The 12,015-nt window shown below is 65.0% G+C and carries 14 protein-coding genes; 6 read left to right on the forward strand and 8 right to left on the reverse strand.

Annotated elements, in window-relative coordinates; translation table 11 throughout:
• Positions 1-178: 178 nt before the first annotated feature.
• Together WH303_RS15360 and WH303_RS15365 are read right to left on the reverse strand one after the other, a co-directional pair.
• A complete protein-coding gene (locus tag WH303_RS15360) occupies positions 179-649 on the reverse strand; it encodes a CopD family protein (RefSeq protein ID WP_339519560.1) in 471 nt (156 codons plus the stop codon).
• 74 nt (positions 650-723) lie between these two features.
• Positions 724-1,218, reverse strand: coding sequence for a flavodoxin family protein (locus tag WH303_RS15365; RefSeq protein WP_339519562.1), 495 nt, complete (start codon positions 1,216-1,218; stop codon positions 724-726).
• A 119-nt stretch (positions 1,219-1,337) separates the two neighbouring features.
• Between WH303_RS15365 and WH303_RS15370 the strand changes: the two genes are divergently transcribed.
• Positions 1,338-1,763: a PaaI family thioesterase gene (locus WH303_RS15370; protein WP_339519564.1), complete on the forward strand. Its 426-nt coding sequence runs from the start codon at positions 1,338-1,340 to the stop codon at positions 1,761-1,763.
• A gap of 56 nt (positions 1,764-1,819) precedes the next feature.
• Here WH303_RS15370 and WH303_RS15375 read toward each other — a convergent pair whose 3' ends face one another.
• Positions 1,820-2,608, reverse strand: a complete 789-nt coding sequence (locus WH303_RS15375) for an enoyl-CoA hydratase/isomerase family protein (protein ID WP_339519566.1) — start codon at positions 2,606-2,608, stop codon at positions 1,820-1,822.
• A gap of 55 nt (positions 2,609-2,663) precedes the next feature.
• The gene (locus WH303_RS15380) at positions 2,664-3,653 is read right to left on the reverse strand and encodes a Bug family tripartite tricarboxylate transporter substrate binding protein (protein WP_339519567.1); all 990 of its coding nucleotides are present in this window, start codon (positions 3,651-3,653) and stop codon (positions 2,664-2,666) included.
• 212 nt (positions 3,654-3,865) lie between these two features.
• Between WH303_RS15380 and WH303_RS15385 the strand changes: the two genes are divergently transcribed.
• Entirely contained in the window at positions 3,866-4,660 is a 795-nt protein-coding gene (locus WH303_RS15385; RefSeq protein WP_339519570.1) for a crotonase/enoyl-CoA hydratase family protein, read from the forward strand.
• A 16-nt stretch (positions 4,661-4,676) separates the two neighbouring features.
• Here WH303_RS15385 and pdxR read toward each other — a convergent pair whose 3' ends face one another.
• Positions 4,677-6,122 (reverse strand): MocR-like pyridoxine biosynthesis transcription factor PdxR, encoded by a 1,446-nt coding sequence (gene pdxR / locus WH303_RS15390; protein WP_339519572.1) that lies wholly within the window; start codon positions 6,120-6,122, stop codon positions 4,677-4,679.
• 106 nt (positions 6,123-6,228) lie between these two features.
• Here pdxR and WH303_RS15395 point away from each other — a divergent pair, with 106 nt between their 5' ends.
• From WH303_RS15395 to WH303_RS15405, 3 genes are read left to right on the forward strand one after another with little or no spacing between them, the layout of a single operon-like run.
• A complete protein-coding gene (locus WH303_RS15395; RefSeq protein ID WP_027010670.1) occupies positions 6,229-6,666 on the forward strand; it encodes a carboxymuconolactone decarboxylase family protein in 438 nt (145 codons plus the stop codon).
• 33 nt (positions 6,667-6,699) lie between these two features.
• The gene (locus tag WH303_RS15400; protein ID WP_339519575.1) at positions 6,700-7,425 is read left to right on the forward strand and encodes an SDR family oxidoreductase; all 726 of its coding nucleotides are present in this window, start codon (positions 6,700-6,702) and stop codon (positions 7,423-7,425) included.
• Positions 7,426-7,483: 58 nt separating this feature from the next.
• Positions 7,484-8,119, forward strand: a complete 636-nt coding sequence (locus tag WH303_RS15405; protein ID WP_339519577.1) for an FMN-dependent NADH-azoreductase — start codon at positions 7,484-7,486, stop codon at positions 8,117-8,119.
• A gap of 381 nt (positions 8,120-8,500) precedes the next feature.
• On the opposite strand, the gene WH303_RS15410 is transcribed toward WH303_RS15405, so the two are convergent.
• The gene (locus WH303_RS15410) at positions 8,501-9,061 is read right to left on the reverse strand and encodes a hypothetical protein (RefSeq protein ID WP_339519579.1); all 561 of its coding nucleotides are present in this window, start codon (positions 9,059-9,061) and stop codon (positions 8,501-8,503) included.
• 144 nt (positions 9,062-9,205) lie between these two features.
• Positions 9,206-9,922: a transcriptional repressor LexA gene (gene lexA, locus WH303_RS15415; RefSeq protein WP_339519581.1), complete on the reverse strand. Its 717-nt coding sequence runs from the start codon at positions 9,920-9,922 to the stop codon at positions 9,206-9,208.
• Between the two features lie 114 nt (positions 9,923-10,036).
• Between lexA and WH303_RS15420 the strand changes: the two genes are divergently transcribed.
• Positions 10,037-11,062 carry an asparaginase gene (locus WH303_RS15420; RefSeq protein ID WP_339519582.1) on the forward strand — a complete coding sequence of 342 codons (1,026 nt, stop codon included), beginning with the start codon at positions 10,037-10,039 and terminating at the stop codon, positions 11,060-11,062.
• A 96-nt stretch (positions 11,063-11,158) separates the two neighbouring features.
• Here WH303_RS15420 and adk read toward each other — a convergent pair whose 3' ends face one another.
• Complete coding sequence (adk, locus tag WH303_RS15425) at positions 11,159-11,815, reverse strand: adenylate kinase (protein WP_116926871.1); 657 nt, start codon at positions 11,813-11,815, stop codon at positions 11,159-11,161.
• Positions 11,816-12,015: the final 200 nt, after the last annotated feature.

The following is a 12,015-nucleotide window of genomic DNA, read 5'->3' on the forward strand; positions in this document are numbered from 1 at the left end:
GGCTAGGCCGCAACGGGCCAGCCGATAGCAACAACGTATTTTGTGATGGAGACCTGCCGTGGGGTTGTCTCAAAAATTAAAGCGTGCCGCCCCCGGGGGGGGGGTGATAGGGGCCGGGGGCGGGGGCGGGGGGGGGGGGGGGGGCGCCGCTGCGGCTTGGCACTGTTTGAACAGGTTCTTACAGCGGTACGCGCAGAAAAAGCACAATCACTACGCCCAGCGCCAGGTTCAGCGCTACCAGCTGGCGAATCTGGCCCAGCGCCTTGCCGCCTGCCGGCCAGTCCTTGGCATTGACGGCGCGGTCCAGGCGCTTGAACAGCGCAAAGCGGATATGGCCAAACACGGCCATCATCGCCAGGCCCAGCACGGCCATCACCATCCAGGAGACGGGCATGCTGAACTTGGCACTGGCCTGCGCGGCCATGGTATGGACCAGGCCCATCATGCCGATGCCCGACAGCAGCACGGTGGCGATGATGACCAGCACCACGGCAAAGAAGCGCCCCAGCACATCGCGCATCAGCATCAGGCGCTGAGGCGGTTCTAGTTGCTGCAGCGCAGGGCGCAGAAAGAAATGTGCAAAGGCCATGCCGCCCAGCCAGACGATGATGGACAGCAGGTGCACGGTTTTGAGAATGACGTAGAGCATCGGGGGCCGTTTTATGGTGTGGGGATGCGCTATGGTACGCGCCAAGCCGCCCTGGCTGGGGATGCGGGCCTGCTTTAAAAAATACCCATGCTTAGACCTGCGGCCATGGCTTCGCCCAGCTCGCGGCAGCGCTGCAGATCGTCCGCGCCAATCTGCTTGGTCGCGGCAATGGCCTCGGGCGTTTGGGCATGGGTGCAGACAATCAGCGGCTCGGCAATGGGCTTGAGCCGCCAGCCGGTCGCGATGCGGGCAATTTGGCGCGCCGCGTTGCTGCCATCGCTGCCAGCGCAGATGAGGGCGGCATAAGGCCGGCCCTCCATGCGGCCCAGCGCCGCGTAGTAGCAGCGGTCAAAAAAGTCCTTCATCAGCCCGCTCATCGCAGCCAAGTTCTCGGGGCAGACAAACAGGTAGCCGCTGGCGGCCAGCACATCGGCAGGCCCGGCATCGGGCGCGCACAGCAGGCGTGCTTGTACCCCGGCCTGGCTGGCGGCGGCGTGCGCGGCCTCGGCCATCTGGCGGCTGCCATCCGTGTGGCTGTGGTAGACGATCAGGAGTTGGGGGCTGTCCATGGACGCAAGCATAGTGGCAAAGGCGGCTGTCATGTGCAGGACGCGGGGCCGCGCATTGGGAGGCAGCGCATGCTAGATTGGCCCATCACGACCCCGTCCTGGCCACCAGGCACACCACCATGAACGCATTGTTTGAACGTATCTCCACCAGCTTCCATGCCCAAGGGCTGATGCAGACCCTGGGCGCGAGCCTGCTGTCCGTGCAGCCGGGGGAGGTGCAGATTGCGCTGCCCTACCAAAAGGTGCTGTCGCAGCAGCATGGTTTTTTGCATGCCGGCGCCGTCAGCAGCGTGGTGGACAGCGCGGCAGGCTATGCGGCGCTGACGGTGGCGGCCGAGGGCTATGAGGTGGTCACGGCCGAGTTCAAGATCAACCTGATGCGGCCGGCGATTGGCGAGCGCTTTGTCGCCATTGGCAAGGTGGTGAACGCCGGCAAGCTGCTGACGGTGTGCAGCGGTGAGGTGCTGGCCTATGGCGCAGATGCGGCAGTGCCACCCAAGGTGGTGGCGCTGCTGCAGGCGACGATTGTCAATGTGAAGTACTGATCTGACGCAGCAGCAACCCACCAGGGCCACTGCAGCTGCGCATTCAGATCACGTGCTCAATCCTGCCACTGGAACAGCGGCGGCTGCTTGCCCACAAAGCGGGCGATGGCTTCCTGGTGGAAGGCGCTTTCGCGGCACAGCGTCTGGGCCAGCGCTTCTTGCTGGTAGATCTCGTCGCGCTGGGTCTCAAAGGCGCGGTTCATCACGCGTTTGGTGTAGCCCATGGCCTCGGTTGGTGCGCTGGCAAAGCGCTCGGCAAAGGCCAGCGCGTCGGCCAGCACGTCTTCGCTGGTGATCTTGTAGACCATGCCCATCTGCTGCGCCTCGGGGGCGGCGACGACACGGGCCGTGAAGGCCAGCTCCTTGGCCGCTTGCAGGCCCACGAGGCGCGGCAGCAAATACATGCCGGCCAGATCGGGCACAAAGCCGATCTTGGCAAACACGCAGCAGAACTTGGCAGAGGGCGCGGCCAGCACAAAATCACCCGCCAGGGCCAGCGACAGGCCGGCGCCAAAGGCGCTGCCCTGCACGGCGGTGATGACGGGCTTTTCCATGTCCAGCAGCTCGTCAAACCAGCGGTGCAGGCCCAGCATGCGGTTGCGGCTGTCAAACACATCCTGCTTGCCGGCAACGGCCGCTTGCATGCTCTTGATATCGCCGCCGGCGCAGAAATGGCCGCCGGCCCCCGTCAGCACCACGGCCTTGATCGCGCGGTCATCGCGCACCTGCGGGATCAGGCGGCTGAAATCCTCGCGCATCTGCTCGTCGAGCGCATTGCGGGCCTGGGGGCGGTTCATCGTCAGCACGGCGGTGGTGCCATGCATGCTCAGGGTCAGGGCGGTCATATCAGTCGGTTTTCAACAATAAAACGGTAGGGCGGGCCAGGGGCGGCAGCGGGGGCTATTCGGCGCGGATGCCCAGCTTTTGGGCCACCGGTATCCAGCGTTCGCGCTCGGAGGCCACAAACTGCCCCCATTCTGCGGTGCTGGCCGCAATCGGCTGCGCACCTATGCGACGCAGACGCTCTTGCACATCGGGCTTGGCCAGGGACTGGTTGATGGCCCGGGCCATGCGCGCCACTGCGTCAGCCGGCGTGCCGCTGCGGGCCACCACGCCAAACCAGGCGCTGGCCTCGGTATCGCCAAAGCCCAGCTCGGCCAGGGTGGGCACCTGGGGCAGCGCTGCAAAACGCTGTTTGTCCAGGATGGCCAGGGGCACGATGCGCCCACCAATGGCCTGCTGCATGCAGGAGGGCAGCGCGTCGAACATGATGTCCACATTGCCGCCCATCATGCTGGTGATGGCCGGTGCGCTGCCGGAAAACGGCACATGCGTCACTTGAAAGCCCATGCGCTCGGCGGCATATTCGCCCGCCAGGTGGGTGATGTTGCCGCTGCCGGCCGAGCCCATGCTGAGCGTCTTGCCCTGGCGCTGCGCCTGCTGGGCGAGCGTGATCAGCGCGCGCAGATCGCTGGCGCCCAGGTCCTTGCGGGTGACCAGCAGCAAAGGCGCCTTGCCCAGGCCCGCAACGGGCACAAAATCCTTGACCGGGTCATAGCTCATCTTGGCGTAGATGGCGCTGTTGATGACGAGCGGCGCATTGGAGCCGACAAAGAAGGTGAGCCCATCGGCGGGGGCGCGCAGCGCCGTCTCGGCCGCAATCATGCCGGCGGCGCCGGCCTTGTTCTCGATGACGATGGGCTGGCCCGTGCTCTGGCCCACATCCTGGGCCACGATGCGGGTGATCTGGTCGGCGGCGCCGCCTGCGGGGTAGGGCACGACCCAGCGCAAGGGGGCATCGGCCGCGCGTGCCAGCCAGGGGCTGGCCAGGCTGGCGGCTGCGCCCCATTGCACAAGACGGTGGTGGAACTGGCGTCGGGATATGGGCATCAACTGTCTCCTAGGCAGCATGTAGTTCTCGGCATGTGGGGCGCTGCCTGCCCCAGCATCCATGCAGGCTAGGGCCGTTTTTGGGCAGCGTCCAATACCAAATTGCACTCAGCTGATATGCAGGCGCATGCGGGCTTTAACCGTATGCTCTGGCTCATTCGGCGCACAGCGCTGAGCACATCGAGACCTACCCGGAACCAGGAGCCCCTTCCATGACTGCATTTTTGAAGTACGAACAGCAAGGCCATGTCGTTACCCTGACGATGAGCCAGCCCGAGCGCCGCAATCCGCTGACCGGCAACACGGCGGTGGCCGAGATTCTGGCCGCCTGCGAGAAGATTGCAGCCGACAGCAGCGTGCGTGCGGTGATCCTGACGGGCGAGGGCCCGGCGTTCTCGTCGGGCGGCGATATCAAGACCATGCAGCAGCAGTCCTTTGGCGATGTGGATGGCATGCGCATCCGCGATGACTACCGCCGCGGCATCCAGCGCCTGCCGCTGGCGCTGTTCAACTTGGAAGTACCTACCATCGCGGCGATCAATGGTGCGGCAGTAGGCGCGGGCCTGGACCTGGCTTGCATGTGCGACCTGCGCGTGGCCTCGGACAAGGCCAAGTTTGCCGAGAGCTTTGTGAAGATGGGCATCATCCCCGGCGATGGCGGCGCCTGGCTGCTGCCCCGGGTGATTGGCATGGCGCGTGCGGCCGAGCTGTCGCTGACCGGCCGCATGATCGATGCGGCCACCGCCTTGCAGTGGGGCCTCGTGTCGCAGGTGGTGCCGGCCGAGGAACTGCTGAACGCCGCCAACGCCCTGGCCAGCGAGATTGCCGCCAACCCGCCCCAGGTCACCCGCATGACCAAGAAGCTGATGCGTGAAGGCATGCACCAAAGCCTGTCTTCGCTGCTGGAGCTGTCAGCCGCCTACCAGGCGCTGGCCCACCAGACGGCCGACCACCGTGAAGCCGTGAGCGCCTTCCTTGAAAAGCGCACCCCTGAGTTCAAGGGATAACGCAGCGTTCTTCCCCCTAGCCAAAGGCTTGTTGAATCTGACGGGCCAGCTGAAAGGCCTGCGCCTCGCTCGTGATATTGGCAAAGCCCATCAACAGGCCTTGGCGCGGCGCGGCATCAATATACCAGCGCGACAGCGGGTGCATGGCCAGGCCTAGCGCGCGGGCGCGCTGGGCCACCAGGCTGTCGTTGTCGACGTCCTGGATCTGGCCGAGCAAGTGCAGACCGCCGGGCTGCAAGTCAATGCGCAGGCGATCGCCCAGCACTTGCTGAAAACTGCGCTGTGCGACTGCGCGGCGCTCGGCATACAAGAGCCGCATCTTCTTGAGGTGGCGGGCAAAGTGGCCCTGGGCCATGAAGTCGGCCACGCTGGCCTGCAGCAGGTAGGGGCAACCGGCATTGAGGTTGGAGCTGACGGCCTGAAAGCGGGGCACGACTTCGAGCGGCACCACGGCGTAGGCCAGGCGCAGACCGGGAAACATCACCTTGCTGAAGGTGCCGGCGTAGATCACGCGGTCCTGCCGGTCCAGGCTTTTGAGGGCAGGCAGGGGCCGGCCCTGGTAGCGGAACTCGCTGTCATAGTCGTCTTCGATGATCCAGCTGCCGGCTTCGTGCGCCCATTCGAGCAGCGCCATGCGCCGCTCCAGCGACAAGGTCACGCCCAGCGGGCTTTGGTGCGAAGGCGTCACCATCGCAAAACGCGCATAGGGGCTCAGCTGCCGGCCCGCATCCACCTGCAGGCCCTGGGCATCGACGGGCACCGGCACGATCTGCACGGCGGCATTTTGCAAAAACGGCCGCGCCAGGATATAGCCCGGGTCCTCGAACCAGAAGGCATCGCCAGGGCTGGCCAGGCTGCGCAGGCTCAGCTCCAAGGTGTTGCGCAGGCCGGTGGTGACAAAGACCTGCTCGGGCACGCAGGTCACGCCGCGCGACACCGCCAGGTAGGCCGCTATGCGCTGGCGCAGCTCCTCATCGCCTTGCGGGTTGGGGTAGGCGAGGCGGAAGGGCTCGCTGCTGCGCAGGCGGTGGGTGACCAGCCGGTTCCAGACCTTGCGCGGAAAGGCATCGATCGCCGGCAGGCCCAGTTGCAGGGGGCGGGGCTGCAGACCGTCGTGGTCCACGATATCGGCGGCCGGTGGCTGGGCCATGGCTTGCGGCGCCGGGGCCGTGGCAGCCGGGGGCAGGCTCGGTGATATGACGGTGCCCGCCGCTCCGCGGACCTGGAAATAGCCTTCATCGGCCAGGATGCGGTAGGCCAGATCGACGGTGCCGCGCGCCAGGTTCAGCTCGGTGGCCAGCGCCCGCGACGCAGGCACCCGGTCGCCGGCGCGCAGATGGCCTTGCGCAATGGCGGTTTTGAAGCGCTGGCAGATCTGCAGGTACATGGGCAGCTGCAGGCTGCGGTCGATCTGCAGCTGCAGCGCTGGCTCAGGGTGGGCGTTGGGAGGGGTAGAGATCATGGCCTAGTCATTTTTGCATTTCTTGGCTCTTTTGGCTTGGCCAAGACCATCGCATACTGGCTACCAGCAACGGAATTCACCGACGCAACCCTGGATGGAGATAGCTATGCAAACCCGACTCGACTTCTACACCGCCGACCCCGCCATCATGAAGGCCCTGATGGGCGTGGAAAACCAGATTGCCAAGGGCAGCCTGGATATTCTGCTCAAGGAACTGGTGCGCCTGCGCGCCTCGCAGATCAATGGCTGCGCCTTCTGCCTGGACATGCATGTGACCGATGCGGTCAAGGCCGGCGAATCCAGCCGCCGCCTGGCGACCGTGGCCGCCTGGCGCGAGACGCCTTTCTTCAGCGACCGTGAGCGTGCTGCGCTGGAATGGACCGAGGCGCTGACGCTTGTCTCGCACGACCATGTGCCCGACGCCGTCTGGGACGCTGTGCGCCCCCACTTCACGGATGCCGAGCTGATGGAGCTGACCGCCGTGATCACCTCGATCAACAGCTGGAACCGCTTTGCGATTGCCTTTCGCAAGATGCCGGTTTAAGAAGCTAGCTCCCGGCGTGGCGCAAGGCGGGCTATGAAAATCCTGGTTCTGGGCGGCTGCAGGCCGCTGGGCGCGAAGGTGGTCAGCAATCTGCGGCAGCTGGGCTACCCGGTGGTCGCGGATGCAGACACCAATATGCCAGCAGCGCTGCATGGTGTTGAAGTGCTGATGGATGTGCGGGAGCCGCCTGTGCTGGATACGACCGACGCGCTGGAGGGTTGGGCGTGCGCATGCCGCCAGCTGAATGCCGCCATTGCGGCTGCCGCTGTGGCGCACCATATTGCGCTGTCGGCCTTGGGGGTGCAGCGCTTGCAGCGCAGCGGCTACTACCAGGCGCTGGCGCTGCGAGAGCAGCTGATCCAGGCGGGCAGCACACCCTACACCGTGCTGCGTGCCGCACCCCTGTACGAAAGTCTGGCGCAGCTGGCACAGGGCGGCGCAGCCGGCACCGCGCTGACCATGCCCCTAGCGCAGATGCAGGCGATGGCCGCAGAGGACCTGGCGATGCTGGTGGCCGATGCAGCGCTGGCGCAGCCGTTGGATGGCTGCATGGAGGTGGCCGGGCCCCAGAAGATGGCGATGGCCGACTGGATGCAGCATTACCTGCGCTTGCGCGGCGACCCACGGGAAGTGCTGGGCGATGCCCACGCTCTGTATCGGGGGGCGTTGCTGGACGGTGACAGCTTGCTGCCCACGGGACCCGCTCGCCTGGGACGGACCACGCTGGCGGCCTGGGTCTGCAAATGCAGGGCGGCTTGATGCCCCAGGCATTGGCTGGACACCGGGGTGTGATTATTTTCAAACGATTGGACGACTGATGACCCGTACCTTGCTCTTGAACTGTGGCCCCCATGGCCAGGCCAGCCATGGCTACCAACTGGCGACCGATATGCTGGGCGAGCTGGGCCTAGCGCAGCAGCCGCTGCTGGAGCGCGATCTGGTGGCGACACCGATACCGCCGATCAGCCGCGACTATGCACTGGCAATCACCGCCAATGCCAGCGCAGATGCACCCGCGCTGGCCTGGTCGGAAACGCTGATCAAAGAGTTGGAAGACAGCGATCTGCTGATGATTCTGACCCCCATGCACAACTTTGCGGTGCCGGCCACGCTCAAGCTCTGGCTGGACCATGTGATCCGTATCCACCGCAGCTTTGCATCCACGCCCGAAGGCAAGATTGGTTTGATGAAGGACCGTCCTAGCTTGGTATTGGTGAGTTCCGGCGGCTTCCATACGGGGCCCCGTGCCAAGCAGGAAGACTTTTTGACGCCTTATCTGCGCTATGCGCTGGCCTCCATTGGCATCCGCAATGTGCATTTTGTGTTGCTGCAAGGCCTGGTGTTTGGGCCTGACGCGGTGGCTGCTGCGCTGGATGGCGCAAGAGATGCGTTGCGCGAGCAACTGGCCCCATTCAAGCAGCAGGCGCTGGAGGCTTTGGCTGCTGCGCGCTGACAGGACAAGAGGCTGGCGCAAGTGGGCAGCAGACAGAGATGGCTGACAGCGCGGGTTGCCGAGCACGCGGGCCTTGTGCCACCATGGCCTGGTCTGAGCGGCAGGAAGGGATGCTGCTGGCTGGGCAGCTCTGAGCCGCTGTTGCAACCGCCCTGCATATTGCCCGGAATTTCTCAGCGCCGTTCTGGAATCCCTCCGGTAGGCCGTTGTCTAGCCGGCCGCACCTGGCCGGCCGCACCAACTGACACATCGGGCTGCCTGCGGCATGGTGACGGGTCGGGAACACCGAGCCCCATGCCCAAACCCTTGGCTCGCCTGGCCCTGTTTGCAGCGTTCAACGCATGCTGGCGGCGAGACTTGGCCCCCCGCCCGGGCAGCGGCTTAGACGGCGTGCAGATGTTCCAGCCGTTCCAGGCGTTCGAGCTCGGCACAGATATCGGCCATGCTGCCCGACATGGCCCAGCGCATACCCTTTTGGCGGTGCAGGCTGGCCGGTTGGGCCCAGTACATCTTGATGGGGGCATCGTTGGCGGCCTGGGCGCTGCAGCGCTGCACCGACAGGAAGGGGCGGGTGTGGGACTGTACGCCTACCGAGAGGCGGCGGCGCGCAGCGGGCTTGCGCGGCAGGCGGATGCGGTCGATGGGGCGCTGTGCGGGGGCCTCATCGGCAGGGGAGCCCACGCGGGACGTGTCCACGCCGGACATGTTCAGGCCCTGGCCATCGAGCAAGCTCAGCTGCTGGGCGGCGCCACGCTGTACAGCGGCAGAGGACGCGGTGGCAAAGCAGTGCACCTGGGCGGCGAGCTGGCCGTCATTGGCGGCGCCATGGCCGGGTCGGCGGCGGTTGCTGCGCACAATGGCACGCTGGATGGACTGGAACCAGGGCAGGCCAGCGACTAGGGAAAAGGGCGCAAGCGCGCGCAATGCATCTGCTACAAGCATAGGAGACTCCTTGGTATACGGGTAACAGCAGGATTGCGCAGGGCGAGCGCATCCCCCAGGGCTGTGGGCCAAGAGCCCACAACGCCCGCTACCTGGGGTTGCGCAGAAAAGGGAGGGCCGAAGTGGCCGGAAGGGCCGCTAGGCCTAGTTCAGCATCGTGTTGCGGATCAGGCCCACGGCAATGCCTTCGATCTCGAAGGGCTCGCCGGGCTGCACGATGATGGGCAGGTAATCCGGGTTTTCGGCCAGCAACTCAATGCCGTCCTTGGTGCGCTGCAGGCGCTTGACGGTGACGTCATCGCCCAGGCGCGCCACAATGATCTGGCCGTTGCGGGCCTCGCGCGTGGCTTTGACGGCCAGCAGATCGCCATCGATGATGCCAACATCGCGCATCGACATACCGCGCACCTTGAGCAGGTAATCGGGCTGCTGCTGGAACAGGCCGCCCTCCACGGTATAGGTTTGGTCGACATGCTCTTGCGCCAGGATGGGCGAGCCGGCCGAGACGCGGCCGATCAGCGGCAGCGCCAGCTGGGCGAGCTCTTGCACCACGCGGCCGAGGCCAGCGGCGGCATTGGACACGCCTGCCAGCGGTGAGGAGAAGCGCGTGCCCCGAGCGGCATTGATGGAGCGCACGGTATCGCTTTGCAGGCGAATCCCCCGGGAGGTGCCGCTGACCAGCTCGATCACGCCCTTGCGGGCCAGCGCCTTGAGGTGGTCTTCTGCCGAATTGGCCGATTTGAAGCCCAGCTTGCTGGCAATCTCGGCGCGCGTTGGCGGGGCGCCGGTGCGCGAAATGGCGGTCTGGATCAGGTCCAGAATTTCTTGTTGGCGCGCGGTCAGTTTGGGATGGTCTCGCATAAGATCTCCGTGTGATCTGCGGTGCCGGGCAGAAGCAAAGCCACTGTGCATCCCAACACCTGTATATCAATCCAGTACCTGTATTTTTAACCAGTTTTTTGCAGGAGGCAAGCCTTGCAGCCAAAAATTTTGATCATCGGCACCGGCGGCACCATTGCCGGCATGGCCGATGATGCCGAGAAACCCGGCCAATACCGCGCAGCCCAGCTGTCCATTGCGGCCTTGCTGGCGGGTGTGAGCGGTATCGAGACAGCTGCGGCAGGCCCGCTGGATGCGGTGCAGATAGCGCAAATTGATAGCAAGGACATGAATGACGAGGTCTGGCATGCGCTGCTCAAGCGCTGCGATGCGGCCATGCGCGATGAGACCGTGCGCGCTGTTGTTATCACCCACGGAACCGATACGCTCGAAGAGACGGCCTGGTTCCTGCACTGCGTTTTAGGGCGCCTGGCCAAGCCCGTGGTGCTGACCTGCGCCATGCGCCCGGCCAATGCCTTGATGCCCGATGGCCCGCAGAACCTCAAGGACGCCGTGGCTGCCGCAGCGGCGCTGGATGCGGATGGCCAACCTCTGCTGCGTGAGGTGGTGGCCGTGACGGGCGGCGGCGAGCTGCACAGCGCGCGCTGGCTGCAAAAGGTGCATCCGCACCGCTTGCTGGCCTTTTCCTCGGGCGAGCAGGGCCTCTTGGGCTGGGTAGATGGTGTGACCGTGCGCCTGCGCCAGGGCTATGCGCCGCAGGCACCAGGCACAGCAGACGGCTACAGCGGCAGCCAGTGGCTGGCCGCCTTGCCAGTGCCGGCCAGCCAGCCCTGGCCCTGGGTGGAGATCGTCACCAGCCACGCGGGACTGCGCCCGGGGCTGGTGGAGGCGCTACAGGCACAGGGCATCGACGGCCTGGTGGTGGCGACCACCGGCAATGGCACCGTGCATCAGGTGCTGCTGGAGGCCATGGTGCGTGCACGCCAGCAAGGTTTGCCGGTATGGCGCAGCAGCCGCTGCAGCGATGGCGTGATCAGCGATGCGGTGTTGCCCGGGGCGGCCGATTTGGAAAAGGACCTGGCGGTGGCCTTGACACCCTACAAATGCCGGGTGAGTTTGCAGCTGGCGCTGGTGCAGGCACAGACCCACGCCAAGGGTTAGCGCAGGTACCGAAGGCCTGCTTGCTGATGACGGGGACAGGCATAAAAAAGCCACTGTCGCAAGACAGTGGCGGTGCGGATAAGTCCGAGCGACTTATCAGGCCTGCAGCGCGGCAATGGCGCGTTGCGTGATCTCTTCGACCGAGCCCATGCCGCTGATGGCGCGGTACTTGGGGGCGGCGGCTGGGTCTTGTGCAGCCCAGCTGCTGTAGTAGTCCACCAGGGGGCGGGTCTGGTTGCTGTACACATCCAGGCGCTTCTTGACGGTTTCTTCCTTGTCGTCTTCGCGCTGCACCAGGGGCTCGCCCGTCACATCGTCCAGGCCTTCGGTCTTGGGCGGGTTGAACTTGACGTGGTAGGTACGGCCGGAAGCGGGGTGGCTGCGGCGGCCGCTCATGCGCTCGATGATGGCTTCAAACGGCACATCGATTTCCAGCACATAGTCGAGCTTGACGCCAGCGGCCTTCATCGCGTCGGCCTGGGGAATGGTGCGGGGGAAGCCGTCAAACAGGAAGCCATTGGCGCAGTCGGCCTGGGCGATACGTTCCTTGACCAGATTGATGATCAGATCGTCACTGACCAACTGGCCGGCGTCCATCACGGCCTTGGCTTGCAGGCCCAGCGGCGTGCCAGCCTTCACGGCGGCGCGCAGCATGTCGCCGGTGGAAATCTGGGGAATACCGTATTTTTGGCAGATGAAGGCAGCTTGCGTACCTTTGCCGGCGCCGGGTGCTCCCAAAAGAATTAATTTCATGACGGTCCTTGGAGAATAAAAAACTTGCACGGCAAAAGCGGGCACTAAAGCCCGCTTTTACACAAAAAAACTGGGCTTGAGCATATCACGCATCAGGGGATTGTCAGCGAACTGGCGCCAATACCGTGTCTCGGCTGCGCAAGACAGGCATGCTGCGCCTTTTAGCTTACGGTGTGCTTGCATCGGTGGCCGTTGCGGTG

The sequence above is a fragment of the Comamonas sp. MYb69 genome (assembly GCF_037479315.1).
Classification (GTDB): domain Bacteria; phylum Pseudomonadota; class Gammaproteobacteria; order Burkholderiales; family Burkholderiaceae_C; genus Comamonas.

Bases quoted from the DNA above. Each gene is read 5' to 3' on its own strand.
- WH303_RS15375 (WP_339519566.1), bottom strand. From the start codon at position 2,608: ATGACCGCCCTGACCCTGAGCATGCATGGCACCACCGCCGTGCTGACG.
- lexA (WP_339519581.1), bottom strand. From the start codon at position 9,922: ATGCGAGACCATCCCAAACTGACCGCGCGCCAACAAGAAATTCTGGAC.
- adk (WP_116926871.1), bottom strand. From the start codon at position 11,815: ATGAAATTAATTCTTTTGGGAGCACCCGGCGCCGGCAAAGGTACGCAA.
- WH303_RS15360 (WP_339519560.1), bottom strand. From the start codon at position 649: ATGCTCTACGTCATTCTCAAAACCGTGCACCTGCTGTCCATCATCGTC.
- WH303_RS15365 (WP_339519562.1), bottom strand. From the start codon at position 1,218: ATGGACAGCCCCCAACTCCTGATCGTCTACCACAGCCACACGGATGGC.
- WH303_RS15385 (WP_339519570.1), top strand. From the start codon at position 3,866: ATGACTGCATTTTTGAAGTACGAACAGCAAGGCCATGTCGTTACCCTG.
- WH303_RS15380 (WP_339519567.1), bottom strand. From the start codon at position 3,653: ATGCCCATATCCCGACGCCAGTTCCACCACCGTCTTGTGCAATGGGGC.
- WH303_RS15405 (WP_339519577.1), top strand. From the start codon at position 7,484: ATGACCCGTACCTTGCTCTTGAACTGTGGCCCCCATGGCCAGGCCAGC.
- WH303_RS15400 (WP_339519575.1), top strand. From the start codon at position 6,700: ATGAAAATCCTGGTTCTGGGCGGCTGCAGGCCGCTGGGCGCGAAGGTG.
- pdxR (WP_339519572.1), bottom strand. From the start codon at position 6,122: ATGATCTCTACCCCTCCCAACGCCCACCCTGAGCCAGCGCTGCAGCTG.
- WH303_RS15370 (WP_339519564.1), top strand. From the start codon at position 1,338: ATGAACGCATTGTTTGAACGTATCTCCACCAGCTTCCATGCCCAAGGG.
- WH303_RS15410 (WP_339519579.1), bottom strand. From the start codon at position 9,061: ATGCTTGTAGCAGATGCATTGCGCGCGCTTGCGCCCTTTTCCCTAGTC.
- WH303_RS15395 (WP_027010670.1), top strand. From the start codon at position 6,229: ATGCAAACCCGACTCGACTTCTACACCGCCGACCCCGCCATCATGAAG.